Here is an 18,119-nt window from a genome sequence, read left to right as displayed (position 1 = left end):
GCGGATCGTCCACGCTGGAGCGCTGGAGTTGAGATGAGCGAGACCCGGTTGGTCCCGGAGGATCCCTCGCACGTCGGGGCCTACGAGCTGGTCGGGCGGCTCGGGTCGGGCGGCATGGGCGTGGTCTACAAGGCGCGGGCGGCCGACGGCCGGCTCGTGGCGGTCAAGGTGGTGCACGCGGAACTGGCCGGCAGTGCCGAGTTCCGGTCGCGGTTCCGGTCGGAGGTCGCGCGGGCCCGGCAGGTGCCGCCGTTCTGCACCGCCGAGGTGCTCGACGCCGACCCGGAGGCCGCGCGGCCCTACCTGGTGGTCGAGTTCGTGGACGGGCCGTCGCTGGCCGAGGAGGTCGCGCGGCGCGGGCCACTGAGCCCGGCCAACCTGCACGGGCTGGCCATCGGGGTCGCGACGGCGCTGGCCGCGATCCACGAGGCGGGCGTCGTCCACCGGGACCTCAAACCGCACAACGTGCTGCTCGCGCCGGGCAGCCCGAAGGTCATCGACTTCGGCATCGCCCGGGCGCTCGAGCCGACGACCCAGCACACGAAGACCGGTGAGTTCGTCGGGACCATCAATTACATGGCCCCGGAGCGGTTCGGTGAGCCCGGCAGCCCGGCGGCGGACGTGTTCGCGTGGGCGTGCGTGGTCGCGTACGCGGGTCAGGGTTGTCCGCCGTTCGACGCCGACACGCCGGTGGGGATCTTCGGCCGGATCATGAGCGGGGTGGCCACCCTCGACGGGCTGAGCGGCCCGCTGCGGAAGCTCGTGCAACGAGCGTTGACCGCGGCACCGCAGCTGCGGCCGACGGCCCGGGAGCTGGTCGAAGTCCTGCTCGACCCCGACACCGACCGGACGACGGTGTTGCGCGACGTGTTCGAGCGGCAGCCCGAGATGCTCACCGCGGTGCACGAGATGCGCGCGCACCCGGTCGTACCGGAGCGGGCTCGCCGGAACCGGGGGTCCAAGGCCCTGATCGGCACGGTCGTGGTCCTGGCGCTGGTGCTCGCCGGGGGCCTCGCCTTCGCGGGCCGGGCCGGCGGCGCCTGGTGGGACAAGCGCGCCCAGGCGGCGGCGCCCACGGCGACCGCGTCCACGGGGACGGCGCCCGCGGCGATGGTTTTGCCGAGCGGCACCCTCGAGCTCTCCGACCCGCTGAACGACGAGTACAAGTGGGAGGCGTCCTCGGTCCAGAACGGCAAGACGTACTGCCGTTTCGCCGACGACGAGCTGCAGATCCAGAACACCGTGGCCGGCATCTGGCTCTGCTCGGGGCCGGAGCTGCAGACCAAGGGCGACTTCGCCGTTGAGGTGACCGGCCGCATCGAGCGGGCCGGCAGCTGCCTGGGCCTCTGGATCGCCTCGACGATGGCGATGAGATACCGGCTCGACGCCTGCCAGAACACATGGCAGCTCCGGTCCGAGAACCAGGGCAACGGCGACAGCACCCTCCTGCACGAGTGGACCGGCGTGGCGGGTGGGGTGGGCAAAGATCTGCGTCTGCAGGTGGTGGTGCAGAAGGGCGAGGTCGGTGTCGGCCACGACGGCATCCTGGTCGGCAAACAGGCGCTACCGGACGCGCAGGACCTGGCCGGCGGCTATTTCGACCTCGGCCTGATCAGCGATCCGGCCACGAAGAAGGGCCCTTTTCGCGTGTCCTTCAAGAACATCGAGATTCGCGTCCTCGCCTGACGGAGCCGGTCGAAGTGCCCGGTCGGCGGGAAACCGCCACGCGGGACCGCGCGGGCGGCTAGCGTCCGACGTGATGATCCCGCATCGGTTGTTGGTCGTGTGCAGCGCGATGTGCTCCGCCGGCATGCTCTGGTCGGCCGTGCTGATCGCCGGGCTGCTCGCCGGAGCCCGGCTCGTGCCGACGCCGGCCGCCGTCGGTATCGCGGCCCTGCTCACCGTGCCCGGCGTGATCGCCGGCGTGATCGGCAACCGGTGGTACTACCGGACCACCCGGCCACGCCTGCGCTGGAGCCTGACCTCGTGGGTGCCGCCGCACGTCCCGCACTGGGCGTCGATGCTGGCCGGCGTGATCTTCTTCGGCTTCTGGCTGTCCGTGGTGCTGGCCTTCGCCGCCCTGGACGGCAACGCCGAGATGCGCGACGGGCAGTACGTCATCGAGAACAACGGCCGGGTCACCGTCATCAACCAGGACGACTACGATCGCCAGCTCGACCACGAGCAGCAGATCTCGCTCGGCATCCTGGGCGCGCTGGCCGTCGGCGGCGTGTTCACCACCGCCGCCGTCCTCACCCACCACGCCGCCCCGGAGCCGACCCACACCCAATCGGCAGGTATGCCGCTCGCCTGATTGCGGGTGGCTCAGGCACAGCAGCTCACGTCGTTCGGGCCGCGAAGCCGGCGAACTCGTGCAAATAGCCGGCGGCGCGCCGGAAGCCGGCGTCCATCCGCTGCTCCGCGCGATCCTGTCCGCCACCCGCCCAGCTTGCCACCGGGCCTCAACGGCTCAGCAGGCCCGGTTCCAGGTCGATGCCGCTGGTCAGGGTGTCCCGGCAGTTGTCGCAGATGCCATGGGTGACGCGGGGCAGCGGGCCGGGCTCGAGTTCCAGCAGGCCCAGCCGGCGGCAGCCCTCCTCCACGTCGACCCAGCCGTCGACCCTGATCCGGGAGCACCAGCCGCACATGCGGATCATGTCGGTGGTGCGGGCGGCCGGCGACCCGAGCAGCGGCACCTCGGCGCGGGGCTCGCGGCGCGTCACCGAGCTGAAGATCTCCACCTCGGCGTGGGCGTCGCTGGTGACGGTCGCGGTCATGAGGCGGCGTTCGGCCGGGGCGTCGCACCGGTAGGTCAGCGTCACCGGCCGGCCGGGGTCGCGGCGGGTGTGGCCGAGGATCGCGTGCCACACCACGCAGAGGTCGGCGCTGCTGACGAAGCCGATCAGGCCCTGTCCGATCGGCGGCGGCACGCAGGCGTCGCCGTCGTTGGCCAGCGCGAAGTCGTCCCACTCCGCGCCCACGCCGCTGAGCAGGTCATCGCCATCGAAACGCCAACTGACGGCCATGCTGACAAGTGTTGCAAATCGGGCGACCTCAGGTGCGGCTTGCGCCCGCCTCGGGACCGGCCAGCCGTTGGGCGAACCACACCGGCAGCACCGAGAGGACCACCAGGATCGCCGCGACCACATTGACCACCGGCGCCTGGTTGGGCCGGAACAGATTGTTGAAGATCCAGATGGGCAGGGTGGTGACGCCGGGGCCGGCGGTGAACGTGGTCACGATGATCTCGTCGAACGACAACGCGAACGCCAGCAGGCCACCGGCCAGGAGCGCCGAGCGGATCAGCGGGAACGTCACGTACCGGAAGGTCTGACCGGGCGAAGCACCCAGGTCGGCCGAGGCCTCTTCTAAAAACGTGCCGGTGCGGCGCAGACGGGCCAGCACGTTGTTGTAGATCGTCACGACACAGAACGTGGCGTGCCCGACGATCACCGAGAACAGGCCCTTGCCGATGCCGAGCGGCTCGATCACCGAGCGCCAGGCGCTGTCGAGCGCGATGCCGGTGACGATGCCGGGCAGCGCGATCGGCAGCACGATCAGCAGCGAGAGGGTGTCGCGGCCGAAGAACTTGAAGCGCTGCACGGCGAAGGCCACCATCGTGCCCAGGACCAGCGCGATCGCGGTGGCGCCGAGGCCGGCCTTGACCGAGGTGAGCAGGGCTTCCCGGGCGCCGGCGTTGTCCCAGGCCGCCGACCACCAGCGGGTGGTGAAATCGTGCGGCGGCCAGCCGAAGGTGCGGTCGCCGTTGAACGAGTTGACCAGCACCAGCATCAGCGGCACGTAGATGAAGAGCAGCCCGAGCCCCATGAAGGCACGCAACGCCCATCTGGCATACGGCGACAGCGTCACAGCTCCTCCAGGGCGCCCGAGCGGCGGACCGCGATCAGGTAGATGACCATGATCACGACCGGGACGGTGGCGATCGCGGCGGCGAACGGCAGGTTGTTGGCGGCGCCGATGTTCGCGTAGACCAGGTTGCCGATCAGCTGGGATTTGCCGCCGACGATCTGCACGGTGATGTAGTCGCCGAGCGACAGCGAGAACGTGAAGATCGACCCGGCGAAGACCGACGGGATCAGGATCGGCAGCACGATCCGGCGGAACGTGCGGCCGGCCCGCGCGCCCAGGTCGGCGCTCGCCTCCAGCATCGAGTCGGGCAGCCGTTCCAGGCCCGCGTAGATCGGCAGGATCATGTACGGCAGCCACATGTACGACAGCACCAGGATCACCGCGAACAGGCCGTAACCGGGGCCGCCGAAGATCGAGTCGAGCGGCCCGTCGTTGGCCAGCAGGATCCGCCACGCGTACGCCTTGACCAGGTACGACGCCCACAGTGGAGTGAGAATCGCGATGACCAGCCATTTCCGGCTTTTAGGAGAGGCAACTTTCGCCATGTAAAAAGCCATCGGAACGGCCAGCACGACACAGATGACCGTGACCGAGAAAGCCACCCCGAGGCTGCGCAACGTGACGTTGCGGTAGACCTCCTCGGTCACCAGCGTGCGGAAGTTCGCCAGCGTGAATTCCTTGACGACCTGGCCGGTGAAGGTGTTGACGGACCAGAACGCGGAGATCAGCAGCACGGCCAGCGCGCCGAGATAGGCCACCACGAGCCAGATCAGCGGCGCGGACAGCAGCCCGGCGAGGCGAAGCCGGGGATGGCGGTGGAGGAAAGACCCGGCCTTGCGGCCGGGCCCCTCGACGAGAGTGGACACGTTATCCCTTGATCGTCGTCCAGGCCTGGGTCCAGGCCGAGTAGTCCTTGCAGGTCACGTCGGTGCGACCGTCCAGGCACTGGGCGATCGGCGTGGTCCAGTACCAGACGTTGGAGAAGTAGGCCTCGTCGTCGGCGTGGAACGTGGTGCAGAAGCTCTTGTCCGCCGTCTGCTGGCAGGCCAGCTTGTTGGCGGGCGCCTCACCGAACCACTCGGCGACGGCCGCGTTGGCCTTCGGCGAGATGATGTGGTTCATCCACAGGTAGCCGCAGTTCGGGTGCTTGGCCTTCGCCGCGATCATCCAGGTGTCCGACCAGCCGGTCGCGCCCTCGGTCGGCAGGATCGCCTTGACCGGCGCCTTGTCGGCCTCGGCCAGGTTGGCGATGATCTGCCAGGTGGTGCCGAGCACCGAGTTGCCGGCCTTGAAGGCCTGCACCTCCTTGGTGTAGTCCGACCAGTACTCGCCGATCAGCGCGTTCTGCTGGGTGAGCAGGTCGGTGGCCGCCTTGAACTGGGTGTCGTCCAGCGCGTACGGATTCTTGATGTTCAGTTCCGGCTTGGTCTTCATCAGGTAGAGAGCCGCGTCGGCGATGTAGATCGGCGAGTCGTACGCGGTGACCTTGCCCTTGTACGGCGAGTTCGGGTCGAAGACCGCGCTCCACGAGGTCGGCGCCGGGTTGACCGTGTCGGTCCGATACATCAGCAGGTTGGCGCCGCGACCGTGCGGGATGCCGTAGGCGACCCCGTCGACCGAGTTCCACTGCTTGTTCTTCAGACCGTCGAAGACATCTTTGTAGTTCGCGATCAGGTCGGTATTGACCGGGGCCACGTCGCCGCCGTAGATCAGCCGCAGCGACGCGTCGCCGGAGGCGGAGACCACGTCGTACTCGCCGGTCTTCATGAGCGTGACCATCTCGTCCGAGGTGGCCGCGACCTTGTTGTTGACCTTGCAGCCGGTCTCCTTGGTGAAGTCGGAAACCCAGTCGACGGTCTTGTCGGTGGAGCCGTCTTCGACGTACCCGGCCCAGGAGATGATGTTGACCTCGCCCTCGCCGGCGCCCAGCGCGGCGAGCTTGTCGATCTTGGGGACGGTCAGGCCGCCCGGGCCGGAGCCCTTGCTGTCGCCGCTGCTGCCGCCGCACCCGGCGAGCGCGAGGACGCCGACCGCCAGCGCTGCCATCAAACCTCTATGCCGCATCCGCGTTCTCCTTACCAGAGGGAATTTCGATCACGTGCTCTTCGTGCCAGGTCAGATGAACCGGCTTCCCCCGCAGTTCGGCCAGCGCCGCGGTCGGAGTGCGCTGGTTCTGCTCGACGACCGTGACCCGCACGCCCGCGTCCAGATCGACGACGTAGCGCGTGATCGGGCCGGCGTAGATCACCTCGGCGACGGTGCCCGGAATGCCTTCCTCGACGAGGGCGATCTTCTCGGGCCGGATCGAAAATGTCCCCTTTTTTCCGACGAGAGACTCGGCAACCGATCCCGTGAGCAGGTTCGATGTCCCGACGAAGCCGGCCACAAACGGCGTGGAGGGGCGCTCGTAGACCTCTTCGGGGGTTCCGACCTGGGCGATCCGGCCGGTGTCGAAGACCGCCACCCGATCGCTCATGGTCAGCGCCTCGTCCTGGTCGTGCGTCACGAAGACGAACGTGATGCCGACGTCGCGCTGGATCTCCTTGAGCTCGACCTGCATCTGCTCGCGCAACTTCAGGTCGAGGGCGCCGAGCGGCTCGTCGAGCAGCAACACCTTGGGCCGGTTGACCAACGCACGGGCAAGAGCCACCCGCTGCCGCTGACCTCCGGACATTGCCGCCGGCTTGCGAGATTCAAAACCCTCCAGCCGTACGGAGGCCAGGGCCGCGACCGCTCGTTCCCGGCGCTCCTTGCGGGACACCTTGCGGACTTTCAGTCCATACTCGACGTTCTCGATGACGCTCATGTGCGGGAACAGGGCATAGTCCTGGAAGACGGTGTTGACGTCCCGCTCGAACGGCGCAAGTTTGGTGACGTCGCGGCCACTCAGTTGCACTGTGCCGCCGGTCGGCAGCTCGAACCCGGCGATCATCCGCAGCACCGTGGTCTTGCCCGAGCCCGACGGGCCGAGCATCGAGAAGAACTCGCCGTCCTCGATCGTCAGATCGATCCCGGCAACGGCTTCCACCGGACCGAACGACTTGCGCAAACCGGTGAGTTGGATTGCCGGCGTTGTCATGAGCTCACCATCACGAATCGAAGTTCGGTCATTTCTTGCACGGCGTAGGCCGGTCCTTCCCGGGTGTTTCCGGCGTCCTTCAACCCGCCGTAGGGCTGCTGGTCGGCACGGAACGTCGGCACCTGGTTGATCAGCACCCCGCCGAACTCCAGCTCGCGCGCCGCCCGCAGCGCGGCCGCGAGGTTGGCGGTGAAGACTCCGGCCTGCAGGCCGAAATCGCTGTCGTTCGCGAACCCGATCGCCTCGTGGAGCGAGGAGTAGGGAGTCACGGTGATCACCGGCCCGAACACCTCCTGCCGATAGACGTCGAGGTGGCGGGGCGGATCGGCGACGACGGCGGGGGTGATCGTGGTGCCGTGGCGCTCGCCGCCGGTCACCCCGGCGCCGGCGTTCTTCGCTGCGGTCAGCCACGCCTCGACCCGAATCGCCGCCGCCTCGGAAATCAACGGCCCGACCTCGGTGTCCTCGTCGAGCGGATCACCCACTCGCAGCGTCTTGACCGCGTTTATCAGCTCGTGCAGCAGCTTGTCGTAGATGTCGGCGTGGGCCAGCACCCGCTGGGTCGAGATGCAGCTCTGGCCCGCGTAGGAGAAGCCGCCCTGGCGGATGCCGGCGACCACCCGCTCCAGGTCGGCGTCGGGCTCGACGATCACCGGCGCGTTCGAGCCGAGTTCCAGCAGCACCCGCTTGTGCGGCGCGAGCTCCTGGATGCGCCGCCCGACCGGGACGCTGCCGGTGAACGTGACCAGCGCCGGCACCGGGTGGGTGACCAGCGGGGTGCCGGCGTCCGGGCCGGTGCCGGTCACCACCGAGATCCAGTCAGCCGGCAGGCCCGCCTCGACCAGCAGGTCGACCAGGCGGATCGCGGAGACCGGGGTCAGCTCGGCCGGCTTGAGCACGACCGGGCAGCCGGCCGCGATCGCCGGGCCGAGCTTGTGCGCGACCAGGTTGAGCGGGAAATTGAACGGCGAGATCGCGGCGATCACACCGATCGGGTGGCGCAGCGCGAAGCCGAGCCGGCCGGCCCCGCTCGCCGAGGCGTCCATCGGGATCACCTCACCGCCGAGCTTGCGGGCCTCCACCGCGGCGAAGCGCAGCGTGTCGACGCAGCGCGCGGTCTCGGCGCGGGCGTCCCGGATCGGCTTGCCGGCCTCGCGGGCGATCGTGACCGCGAACTCCTCGGTGCGCTCGGCCAGCAGCTCGGCCGCGCGGTCGAGCACCTCGGCCCGGCGGTACTGCGGGAAGTCGCGACGGGCGAGGGCCGCCGAGGCGGCCGCCACCGCCTCGGCGACGTGTTCGGCGCCCAGAGCCGGGACGCGAGCGACCGGCGCCGCGTCCCACGGACTGAGCACCTCGATCCACTCGCCGGCGCTCACCGGGCGGCCGCCGATCCGGGCCGGCACCTGCATCAAAAGGAGACCTCCCCGGGGGCGACCGCGATGTGTTGCAGGACACCGTATTGGGATACAGCCACGACCGTAAATGGACGTGGGAACAGGACTTACGCGCGCGCATTGTGCAGTCGTACAGTCGCGCGGTGACCCTGCGCCTGGCCGACGTGCTCGCCGACCCCGACCTCAGCCTGCGGCTGGCCGACGGCGACCCGGCCGCACTCCATCAGCCGGTGCGCTGGTGCGCGGTCACCGAGCTGGCCGATCCGCGCCCGTTCCTCTCCGGCGGCGAGCTGGTGCTGACCACCGGGCTGAGTCAGCTCGACGACGCGGCACAGCGGCAGTTCGTGGCCCGGGTCGCGCAGGGGCGGGCGGTCGGGCTCGGCTTCGGCATCGGGCTCACCCACGACGGCATCCCGGCCGGCACCCTTGCCGAGGCCCGCGACCGCCGGCTGCCGGTGCTGGAGATCCCCTACTCGACGCCGTTCATCGCGGTCGACCGGTTCGTCGCCGACCGGGTCCTCGAGGAACAGTACGGCCGCTTCGCCGACCTGCTCGACGAGCACGACACGCTGGCCCGCGCGCTGCTGTCCGGCCGCGGGCTGGGCGCGCTGATCGGGTCGCTGCACCACATCCTCGGCGCACCGGCGATGGTCGTCGATGTCTACGGGCGGGTGCTCGCCACCGCGCCGGCCAGCGCGGCGTGGCCGGTCGAGCAGATCCTGTTCGCGGCGAAGGCCGGCGCCGGCGGCGACACCCCGATGGCGGTGCCGGTGAGTGTGGAGGACACCGTGGTCGCGTACCTCTGCTGCCGCCGTCCTCGTCGTTCGGCGGACGTCCTCCCGTACGCCGTCAGTCTGGTCGGTCTGGAACTTGCCCGCCGTCAGGCGGAGCTGGCCGGTAAGCGCCGCCTGGCCGGACAGGTTCTCGAGGATCTCGTGCGGGGCACCATCGGTGGCGCCGAGGCCGAGCGCCGGCTGTCCCCGTTCGGCATCCGCGCCGAGGATGAGCACGCGCTGCTCGTCGCCACCTTGTCTCCCGCGGTCGGCGGCGGTGATCTGCGCAAACGCCTCGTGAGCAGCCCGCCGATGAGCGGTGCGACCACCGCCGTACTCGATGATTGCCTGATTGTCGTTCTGGAGCCCGGCCAATCGGCGCGGGAGGCGGCGCTGCTGTTGCAGGACTATCTGGGGCGGCAGGGTTCGGACGTGCGGGTCGGCATCGGCGGGTGGTATGCCGGGACGACCGGACTGCGGTGGAGCTATTACGAGGCGCACGAGGCGATGAACCGCGGGCCCGGGATCAACCAGCGCGAGCAGATGAGTCTTTCCGGGCTGATCGTGGCGAGCGAGGACGTGCCGCTGCGTGACCTGGCAAGCGAGATGCTGCGGCCGCTGCGCGATTTCGACGCCGCGCACGCCGGGGCGCTGGTCGCGACGCTGCGCGCCTATCTGGACGCGGACGGGTCGGTCGCGCAGGTGGCGGAGAGGCTGATCGTGCACCGCAACACCGTGCGGTACCGCCTCGACCAGATCGAGAAGCTCACCGGCCGCTCGCTGACCCGCACCGCCGACCGGGTGCAGCTATGGCTGGCGTTGTCCGCCCAGGGCCTCCTGCGCTGATCCACGCGCGTCAGCGGCGATTGCCCGGGAACATGGTCCTCGACATGCGGGGCACGTCGGCGCGGCGGATGCGGCAGATCAGGTCTTCGAAGGCGTTGTAGAAGGACAGCTCGTCGTTGCGGGCCCGGCGCTCGTTGGCCACGAACGGCTCGATCGCGGCCCAGCTGCGCGGCCCGCGGTAGGCCAGCGGGACGATGGCCAGGCGCTCGTCGACGACCTCCAGGCCGACCAGGTAGGCGACCTTCTGGTAGAAGACGCAGATCGCCTCGGTCTCGTCGCGCAGTGGTTGCGGCAGCTCGGCGAACCGGAGCGTCTGGTCCTGCTTGGGCAGCTCGTCCCACAGCCGTTCCTCGCAGCGCAGGAAATCCGGCGACCGCATGATCCACAGATAGTCGACGACCGGCAGCTGGTTGGCCTGTTTCGCCAGCCGCTGCTGCCGGAGCGCGAGCCCGGACGACAGGCTCACTGCCAGGATCGACGCCATCAGCGCCGCCAGACTGACCAGGATCTGCGGGGTCACCACCGCATGGTGTCAGGCGGGCGCTACCCTAAGTGATCATCATTTCGGGAGGCGGACCGTCACGGTCGTGCCGTTCGCCTCGTCCGAGGAGAGCGCGATCGTGCCGCGATGCCGTTCCACCACCACCCGGCACAGCGCCAGCCCCAGCCCCGACCCCGGGATGCCGGTGTGCCGGGCGTTGCCGCCCCGATAGAGCCGCCGGAACAACCGCGGCTGCTCGGCCGCCGGCACACCGACGCCGGTGTCGCTGACCGTGAGCACCGCCTCGTGCCCGCGGTCGACCAGGCTGACCCCGACCGTCGACTCGGCCGGGCTGAACTTGACCGCGTTGCTGACCAGCGCTTCCACCACCTGCCGCAGCCGCTTGCGGTCCCCCGGCACGATCACGTCGTCCATCCGGTTCCGCCGGATCGTGATGTCCCGGCCGGCGCCGGCCGGCGCGAGCGCCTCGGTCACCACCGCGGTCAGGTCGACCGGCTCCTCCTCCAGCACGATGTGACCCGACTCGAGGCCGGCCACGTCCAGCAGCCGGTCGACCAGCTCACGCAGCCGGGTGCTGTTGCGGTGCACCACCTCGAACAGTTCCCGCAGCTCGCTGAAGGGCGTCTCGGGCGAAGACTCGGCGATCAGGTCGATGTACGAGCCGATCGACGTCAGCGGAGTGCGCAGCTCGTGCCCGGCCAGCGCCATGTACTCGTCGGTCGCGGCGGCCAGGTGCAGCGCCAGCACCTCGGCCCGGCGGTGCTCCAGGAACGCGCCGATCAGCGCGGCGATGCCGGTGAGCAACATGCCGAGCGCCGGGTCGGCCTCCTGCCGGGTCCGCGAGAAGAACGACATCGCGCCCACCACCCGCTCGCCGCTGCGCACCGGAACCGCGCCGCCCGAGCGGTAGGCGTCGCTCTGGGCGACCTCCGGGAGCACCGGCGCGTCCGGCGCGTGCAGGTCCGGGACCCAGATCAGATCGCCGCTCTGCCAGCACAGCCCGGCCAGGCCCTGTCCGCGGCCGATGGCGGTGGGCATCGGCAGCGACGGCTCCCCCGGCGCGTTGTGCACCGCGGCCGGGCGCAACATGTCCGACTCCTCGTCGGCCAGCCACAACCGCAGGCACGGCCAGCCCAGGGTGCCGCCGATCGCGGCCAGCACCTGGTCGCCGACGTCGGGCGCGTCCGGATGGATGGACAGCACCTTGAGGACCTTGTTCTTGCACACCTCGTACTGGCGGGTCCGATGTCTTGTGGTGACGTCGTGAGCGGTCGAGACGGCGGCCACAATCCTGCCGTCCTGATCGCGCACCGGGCGTGCGTTGACCAGATACCAGTGCGGGCGGCCATGCGGATCGCTCGTCATCAGCTCGACGTGGCTGACGTCCTCGCCCCGCATGGCCCGCCAGATCGGCCACTCCTCGGCCGGCAGTTCGGCGCCGTCCGGCCGGCGCATCCGGTGCCGGCGCGCCACGTCCTCGACCGGAGCGCCCGGGTCATCGGCGCCGAACACGTCGCTGAGCGCCCGGTTGACCAGCAACTGCCGGCCTCGCAGGTCGAACGCCATCACCCCGGTGTCGACGCAGTCCAGGACCGCATCGAGCAGGGAATGGCCGACGTGCGGCGTCTTGAGCGCGTTGAGGTGGCCACGGAGTGCCTCGCTCAGCTCCGGAACCCCGAACGGCTTGCCGATCACTCCGGCCGCGCCGGTCGCGCTCAGTCGCGGATCACCCGGTAGAAGATATGCGGTGACCAGGACCACCGGGATCGTGGTCAGCTCCGGATCGTCCCGGACGGCCTGGCAGAGCTCGAGCCCGTTCAGTTGTGGCATGTCGACGTCGGCGACGATCAGGTCCGGCCGATGCTTGGTGATCGCCGCCAGCCCGGTCCGGCCGTCGTTCGCCACCACGACGTCATGGCCGAGCCGCCGGACGACCTCGGCGATGACCCGCTGATGATCGAGGTTGTCCTCGGCCACGACTACTAGCGCCACCCGTTGAGCCTAAAGCCGACAAATCGCCCCAGGTTGGGTTTCGGGTAGCTTGATCGGAGTGCCGGGAAACAACATCGGGCTGCGGTCCGAGCGAGGACCCGTCCTCGCCGCCGTGATGCTCTCCACCGCCCTGGTCGCCATCGACTCCACGATCATCGCGACCGCGGTCCCGTCGATCGTCAAGGACATCGGCGGTTTCACGGAGTTTCCCTGGCTTTTCTCGATCTACCTGCTGGCGCAGGCCGTCTCGGTGCCGATCTACGGCAAGCTCAACGACCTCTTCGGCCGCAAACCGGTCATCCTGTGGGGCATCGGCCTGTTCCTCCTCGGCTCGATCATGTGCGGTGTCGCCTGGTCGATGGGCGCGCTCATCGTCTTCCGGGTGGTGCAGGGCCTGGGCGCCGGCGCGATCCTGCCGACCACCATCACCATCGTCGGCGACCTCTACTCGGTCCGGGAACGGGCCAAGGTCCAGGGGTACGTCGCGAGCGTGTGGGGCATCGCCTCGGTCGTCGGCCCCACCCTCGGCGGCGTCTTCAGCGAGTACGTCTCCTGGCGCTGGATCTTCTTCGTCAACATCCCGCTGTGCCTGCTGGCCGCCGCGGTGTTCGCCCGCCGCTTCCACGAACGCGTCGAACGAGGCCACCCGGCAATCGACTACCAGGGCGCCGGGCTGCTCGCCCTGGGACTGGTCCTGGTCATCCTCGGCGCCCTCGAAGGCGGCCAGGCGTGGGCCTGGGACTCCCTCACCGGCGTGCTCATCCTCGCCGGCGGCTTCGCCGCCCTGGTGGCCTTCGTCCTCGTCGAACGACGAGCCGCCTCCCCGGTGCTCCCCCTCTGGATCTTCCGGCGCCGGCTCCTGGTCACCAGCGGCCTGATCTCGGTCGGCATCGGCGCCATCCTGTACGGCCTGAGCTCCTACGTCCCGACCTACGCGCAGGACGTGCTCGGCACCGGCCCGCTGATCGCCGGTTTCGCCCTGGCCACTCTCACCCTGGGCTGGCCGATCTCCGGCAGCCAGGCCGGCCGGGTCTACCTGCGGCTCGGCTTCCGGGCGTGCGCGCTGATCGGCACCACGCTGGTCCTGGCCGGTTGCGCCCTGCTGCTGTTGCTGGGCGGCCATTCCCCGGTCTGGCAGGTGGCGCTCTTCTGCCTGATCATCGGCCTGGGCATGGGCCTGACCGCATCGCCCACCCTGATCGCCGCGCAGTCCAGTGTGGGCTGGGCGGAGCGCGGGGTGGTCACGGCCAGCAACATCTTCCTGCGCTCGGTGGGCAGCTCGGTGGGCGTGGCCGTCTTCGGCGCGGTGGCCAACGCGACCGTCGGATCATCAGCCACGGTCTCGCCGGTCGCGCTGACCACCGCCGTGCAGCGCATCTTCATCGGCCTGGTGATCGTCGCGGCCCTGATCCTGGCCATGGCCGCCTTCATCCCGAACTCGGCCGACCAGGCGATCACCGAGGCTCCCGCGGCCGAGGCCGCGGTCTGACGGCTCGTTCGGCGACTCGAGGAGCTCGACCAGCTTCAGCGCTCGCTCGGATCGCTCCTTGCTGCCGACCAGGACGACCAGGGAGGCGATGGTCAGGGGCGCCAGCACCCGGCAGGTCAGGCGGTAGCTGAAATACACGACGACGACGGGGAGGGCGGTCGACCCCGACTCCCCGATCAGCTCGCTCAACCACTGCGGCAGCATGGCTAACTCACGCGAAGCCCCGGCGGCCACGCTCCGCGACGACAGACGGCCTTCTCAACCCGGCCGGATCGGTGGAGAACGTGCATTTCATGTACTCAGCGTAGCGACATGGTCATAACAGCACTACTGCCAATATCCGTACGTCCATCAGCGCTCCTCGAGGATGTAGCCGATGCCGCGGATCGTGTGGATCAGTGGCGGGCCGTCCGCGTCGACCTTCCTGCGCAGATGCGCGACGTGGAAGTCGACCGTGCGGGAGCTGCTTTTCGGGTCGAACTGCCAGACTCGTTCGAAGATCTGCTCCCGCGGCAGCGCCCGGCCCGCGTTGGCCATGAGGTAGCGCAACAACTCGTACTCGGTCATGGTCAGCGCGAGGGTCCGGCCGCCGCGCCGGACCACCCGGCTGGGCTCGTGCAGAGTGAGATCGCCGACCGAGAGCGACGCGGCCGGGTTCGCCGGGCGGGAGCGCCGCAGCAGGGCCCGCAGCCGGCTGACGAGCTCAGGCAGAAAGAACGGCCTGGTCACGCAGTCGTCGCCGCCGGCGGTCAAAGCCTGCACCCGGGCCTCGACGCCGGCGATCGTCGTCACGAACAGCACCGGCAGGTCGGGCCGGTCGGCCCGGAGCCGCCGCATGACCTGCAGTCCGTCCAGGTCCGGCAGCACCATGTCGATGACGGCGAGGTGCGGCCGGAACCTGACGGCGACGGTCACCGCGTCCGCCCCGGTGCTGACGGTCCAGGCATCCCAGCCTTCGGCGGCCACCGCCGCCTCCAGATGTCGCGTGCCGTCCCGGTCCCCGCCGACCAGCAGGAGCCGGGGCACGTCGGGGCGCGCGGCCATCAGCCCTTGACGGTTGCAGTGCCGGCGAGAAATTTCGTGCGCTGGTCGATCAGGGTGCGCAGGCCGTCCGCCTCGGTGGCGCCGGCCGCCTGGTCGTAGCCCTTGACGTCGTCGAGCACCGTCAGCGCCGCGTCGAGGGCCTTCGTCGCGGCCCCGCTCGCGTAGATCTTCCGGTACTCGTCCTGGTATGCCTCCTGATAGATCTGCTGGAAAGCCGAGCTGGCCAGGAAGCGCTCCTTCAGCTTGTTGCCGCCGAAGCCGCCCATGCCCCGGCCGCCACCACCGGCGTTGTTCGGTTGCATCCCCTCCGGAAGCTGCATGCCGTCCGGGAGACCACCCTGGCCGCCACCACCGAAGCCACGGCCGCCCATGGTGACCGTCTGCGTCGGATCCTGCTCCGCTTCGCCGGTCAGGGTGAGATTGTAGTCCCAGCCGACGACCTGGAACTTCTTGGTCCCCAGGTCGTAGTAGAGGTAGTAGTTCTTGCCCGGGCCGGCCATGTCGTCGAAGTTGAGCAGCAGGTTCTGTTCCGCCACGTAGCGGGCGAACGATTCGACATCGACGTGCTCGGCAAGATGCTGGTCGAACTCGGCGTCACCGGCGGTGTTCACCCAGCGGATCAGCTTGATGACCGGCTCGAGATCCTGACTGCCGATCATGTTGATCTGCTTGAAGTCGTCGGCGTAATCGGTCTGGTCGTCGCCCTGATCCGTGAACGAGCTCGTGGCCAGGCTCTTGTAGAGCACGCCCGACCGGCCGATCCGGTCGGCGAAGTTCTCGTCCGGGTGCTCGACGACGAGCCGGGCCACGGTCGGCCGGTCGTTCACGGTGAAGCTGGTGTAGGCGTACCGCTGGGCGGCCTCGCCCGCGGCGGCCAGGACGTTCAGCGAGACCGCCTCGTTCATGACCGTCTTGCCGCCACCCATGCCGGAGACGCGCATCGTGACCTCGCGGTGCCCCTCGTAGCGGCGGCCCTCGACGAACTCGTCGAAGCGGATCAGCCAGGGCAGGTTCTCCGGCTCCTCCGCCTTCAGACCGCTGCCGCCGACGCCGAACCCACCGAACCCGCCTCCGCCCGGCATCTGCGGGGCGGCGCCGCCCCCGGGCATTTGCGGGCGCTGTCCGCCGCCGCCGGGGCCGCCGCGGCCGCCCTCGCGTGCCTTTCCGTTGCGGGTGAGCTGGCCGAGGGTGGAGTTGCCCTTGAGCCGGATGCCGACGCTCGGGATGGTGACGCCGTCGACGGTCAGGTCGGCCTCGAGCCAGTCCTTGTCGCCGTCCTTGAAGTAGGAGTCGAGCAGGCGCTGGTAGTCCGCGTCCCGGAAAGTCAGCCCGATGCTGTGCGCCCGGGTCGCGTCGAAGAGGTCGGTCGAGCTCTTGATGTTCTGCGTGACCTCGTCCGCGGACTTGTCGCTCGCGCTGGTGACCAGCGGCGCCACCCGGACCGTGCTGAACAGGACCCCGAAGGTGAGCAGGACCGCGGCACAGGTGGCCAGCAGCTTCCAGTAGTGCCGGATCCGGACCGGGATCCGGTGCTTCAGCGCCATCACAGATCCGTCTGGTCGTACCCGGTCAGCACCGTCACCCGCTGGCCGCCGGTGCGCTCACCGAGCGCGGCGATGAGGCCGCCCGGCTCGTGGCCCTTCTTCAGTCGCACCGTGTACATCAGTTCCGTCAGGGCGCCGCCGCGGATCGACTCGATGCTGATCAGCTCGAACTCGCTGGTATGGGCGATCAGGACGTCCTGGATGTTCTCGGTGTAGTTGCCGTCCGGCGGCACCTGCACCTTGACCACCTGCCGCTGGACGTTGGAGGCGAACCAGTTGAAGCGGAACATGACCACGATGACCAGGCAGATCACAACGGCCGCGACGATCGCGAGGGTGTAGAACCGGGTGCCGGTGGCCATCCCGACGCCCATCACCAGGAAGATGAACCCGACGTCCCGGGTCTCCTTGATCGCGTTGCGGAACCGGACCACGGACAGCGCGCCGACCAGCGCGAACGCCCGGGCGATGTTGGAGCCGACGACGAGCATGATCAGCGAGATCAGCATGCCGAGGATGACCAGCGTCTGCACGTACGACTGGCTGTAGGACACGTTGCGGTGGGTGAACCGGTAGACCCACGCGATCCCGGCGCTGAGCACGAACGACAGCAGCATCGCGATCGCGATGTCACCGACGCTGAACGTGCCGGACAGGTCTTGAATGTCGAAAGGCATGGCGTCAGGCCTCACTGAGCTCGGAATCGGGGATGTGGAAGATCGAGCGCGGGGCCCGGCCGTAGGCCTCGACGCTCTGGCAGTACTTGGAGACCCGGACGATCGACATGCTCATCCGGGCGGCGAGATCGGTCAGCCAGTACGGCACCCGCTCGTCGGCCTTGAACTCGATCACCGAGAGCTGGGCCGGCACGACCAGCCGGTTCTCCGCCTCGGCGGCGAAGTGGAAGTCGCGGTCCCGGCCGCGGATCCGGCTGTCCAGGGTGACCCGGATGCCCTCGTCGGCGCCGCTCCCCACGTAAGCCTCACGCTGGTAGCCGGTCATCGCCACCGGCCGCAGGTCCAGCAGTGACACCAGCTCGAGGACCTCCTCGAGGAAGGCGCGCTGACCCGGCTCGTGGTCCGGCATGATCCGCTTGTCGCAGAGCTCGAGAGCCTGCCGGTACGGCAGAGCGACCCGCCGTTTCTGGGTGACCCGGTTGACCCGCTGCTTGATCTCGACGTGGACCGTGCTCTGCTCGCCGACCGAGAAGCGGTCACCGTAATGCCGCAGCCGCAGCTTGCGCCGGAACTTCAGACCCTCGATCTTCTCCCAGTAGAAGCGCAGATCCGGCGTGTCGTAGTAGGTGCTCCACACGCCGTAACCGCCGTCGGCACCGTGGCTGTCGACGTCGAGACGGTGGACCAGTTCCGCGCGCAGTTCGGGGATCCGCGTACTCGGCAGGAGGTATTTGATCTCGTAGCGGTTGAAGGCATGTAGCGCGCTCGGCGCCCGCAGCGAGTGTCCGATGTGGTCGTCACTGCGGTGTTCGACCGCCGTCTCGCCCGGGAGATCAACGGCCGGTTCCGGCGGTGCCGGGCCACGGCGGAACAGCGATCGCATGCGATGCCAATCTTTGGATGCCCCGG

The 18,119-nt window shown here is 69.3% G+C and carries 16 protein-coding genes; 4 read left to right on the top strand and 12 right to left on the bottom strand.

Features of this window, described 5'->3' with window-relative positions:
• Positions 1–33: 33 nt before the first annotated feature.
• Both AB0E90_RS24940 and AB0E90_RS24935 read left to right on the top strand, forming a co-directional pair.
• Positions 34–1,686, top strand: a complete 1,653-nt coding sequence (locus tag AB0E90_RS24940) for a serine/threonine-protein kinase (protein ID WP_360410099.1) — start codon at positions 34–36, stop codon at positions 1,684–1,686.
• A 73-nt stretch (positions 1,687–1,759) separates the two neighbouring features.
• On the top strand, positions 1,760–2,314 hold the full coding sequence (locus AB0E90_RS24935) for a hypothetical protein (RefSeq protein WP_360410096.1): 555 nt from the start codon (positions 1,760–1,762) through the stop codon (positions 2,312–2,314).
• Positions 2,315–2,462: 148 nt separating this feature from the next.
• Here AB0E90_RS24935 and AB0E90_RS24930 read toward each other — a convergent pair whose 3' ends face one another.
• From AB0E90_RS24930 to AB0E90_RS24905, 6 genes are read right to left on the bottom strand one after another with little or no spacing between them, the layout of a single operon-like run.
• Complete coding sequence (locus AB0E90_RS24930) at positions 2,463–3,026, bottom strand: hypothetical protein (protein ID WP_360410093.1); 564 nt, start codon at positions 3,024–3,026, stop codon at positions 2,463–2,465.
• A gap of 28 nt (positions 3,027–3,054) precedes the next feature.
• Positions 3,055–3,870 (bottom strand): ABC transporter permease, encoded by an 816-nt coding sequence (locus AB0E90_RS24925; protein WP_360410090.1) that lies wholly within the window; start codon positions 3,868–3,870, stop codon positions 3,055–3,057.
• Complete coding sequence (locus tag AB0E90_RS24920) at positions 3,867–4,736, bottom strand: ABC transporter permease (protein ID WP_360410087.1); 870 nt, start codon at positions 4,734–4,736, stop codon at positions 3,867–3,869. Before AB0E90_RS24920 ends, AB0E90_RS24925 begins: the two co-directional genes overlap by 4 nt.
• 1 nt (position 4,737) lies before the next feature.
• Positions 4,738–5,916: an ABC transporter substrate-binding protein gene (locus tag AB0E90_RS24915; RefSeq protein WP_360410084.1), complete on the bottom strand. Its 1,179-nt coding sequence runs from the start codon at positions 5,914–5,916 to the stop codon at positions 4,738–4,740.
• 7 nt (positions 5,917–5,923) lie between these two features.
• Positions 5,924–6,949 carry an ABC transporter ATP-binding protein gene (locus AB0E90_RS24910; protein WP_360410081.1) on the bottom strand — a complete coding sequence of 342 codons (1,026 nt, stop codon included), beginning with the start codon at positions 6,947–6,949 and terminating at the stop codon, positions 5,924–5,926.
• Positions 6,946–8,358, bottom strand: coding sequence for an aldehyde dehydrogenase family protein (locus AB0E90_RS24905; RefSeq protein ID WP_360410078.1), 1,413 nt, complete (start codon positions 8,356–8,358; stop codon positions 6,946–6,948). Before AB0E90_RS24905 ends, AB0E90_RS24910 begins: the two co-directional genes overlap by 4 nt.
• A 128-nt stretch (positions 8,359–8,486) precedes the next feature.
• On the opposite strand from AB0E90_RS24905, the gene AB0E90_RS24900 reads away from it, so the two are divergent.
• Positions 8,487–9,962 (top strand): helix-turn-helix domain-containing protein, encoded by a 1,476-nt coding sequence (locus AB0E90_RS24900; protein WP_360410075.1) that lies wholly within the window; start codon positions 8,487–8,489, stop codon positions 9,960–9,962.
• Between the two features lie 10 nt (positions 9,963–9,972).
• Here the strand turns inward: AB0E90_RS24900 and AB0E90_RS24895 are convergent, their stop codons facing one another.
• The gene (locus AB0E90_RS24895; RefSeq protein ID WP_360410073.1) at positions 9,973–10,482 is read right to left on the bottom strand and encodes a hypothetical protein; all 510 of its coding nucleotides are present in this window, start codon (positions 10,480–10,482) and stop codon (positions 9,973–9,975) included.
• Positions 10,483–10,521: 39 nt separating this feature from the next.
• Positions 10,522–12,456 (bottom strand): ATP-binding protein, encoded by a 1,935-nt coding sequence (locus tag AB0E90_RS24890; RefSeq protein WP_360410070.1) that lies wholly within the window; start codon positions 12,454–12,456, stop codon positions 10,522–10,524.
• Between the two features lie 58 nt (positions 12,457–12,514).
• On the opposite strand from AB0E90_RS24890, the gene AB0E90_RS24885 reads away from it, so the two are divergent.
• A complete protein-coding gene (locus AB0E90_RS24885) occupies positions 12,515–13,945 on the top strand; it encodes an MFS transporter (RefSeq protein ID WP_360410067.1) in 1,431 nt (476 codons plus the stop codon).
• Between the two features lie 351 nt (positions 13,946–14,296).
• Here the strand turns inward: AB0E90_RS24885 and AB0E90_RS24880 are convergent, their stop codons facing one another.
• The 4 genes from AB0E90_RS24880 to AB0E90_RS24865 are packed head-to-tail and all read right to left on the bottom strand — an operon-like array spanning position 14,297 to position 18,093.
• Positions 14,297–14,989 (bottom strand): response regulator transcription factor, encoded by a 693-nt coding sequence (locus AB0E90_RS24880; protein WP_360410064.1) that lies wholly within the window; start codon positions 14,987–14,989, stop codon positions 14,297–14,299.
• Complete coding sequence (locus AB0E90_RS24875) at positions 14,989–16,533, bottom strand: CotH kinase family protein (RefSeq protein ID WP_360410061.1); 1,545 nt, start codon at positions 16,531–16,533, stop codon at positions 14,989–14,991. The genes AB0E90_RS24880 and AB0E90_RS24875 overlap by 1 nt, the downstream gene beginning before the upstream one ends.
• Complete coding sequence (locus tag AB0E90_RS24870) at positions 16,533–17,210, bottom strand: DUF4956 domain-containing protein (RefSeq protein ID WP_360410058.1); 678 nt, start codon at positions 17,208–17,210, stop codon at positions 16,533–16,535. Before AB0E90_RS24870 ends, AB0E90_RS24875 begins: the two co-directional genes overlap by 1 nt.
• A 4-nt stretch (positions 17,211–17,214) precedes the next feature.
• Positions 17,215–18,093, bottom strand: coding sequence for a polyphosphate polymerase domain-containing protein (locus tag AB0E90_RS24865; protein WP_360410055.1), 879 nt, complete (start codon positions 18,091–18,093; stop codon positions 17,215–17,217).
• Positions 18,094–18,119: the final 26 nt, after the last annotated feature.

Origin of the sequence: Actinoplanes sp. NPDC026619, assembly GCF_040638295.1 — a bacterium.
In the GTDB taxonomy this organism is placed as follows: Bacteria; Actinomycetota; Actinomycetes; order Mycobacteriales; family Micromonosporaceae; genus Actinoplanes.
The sequence above is the reverse complement of the archived record's forward strand: the minus strand, read 5'-3'. Positions and strand labels throughout refer to the sequence as shown.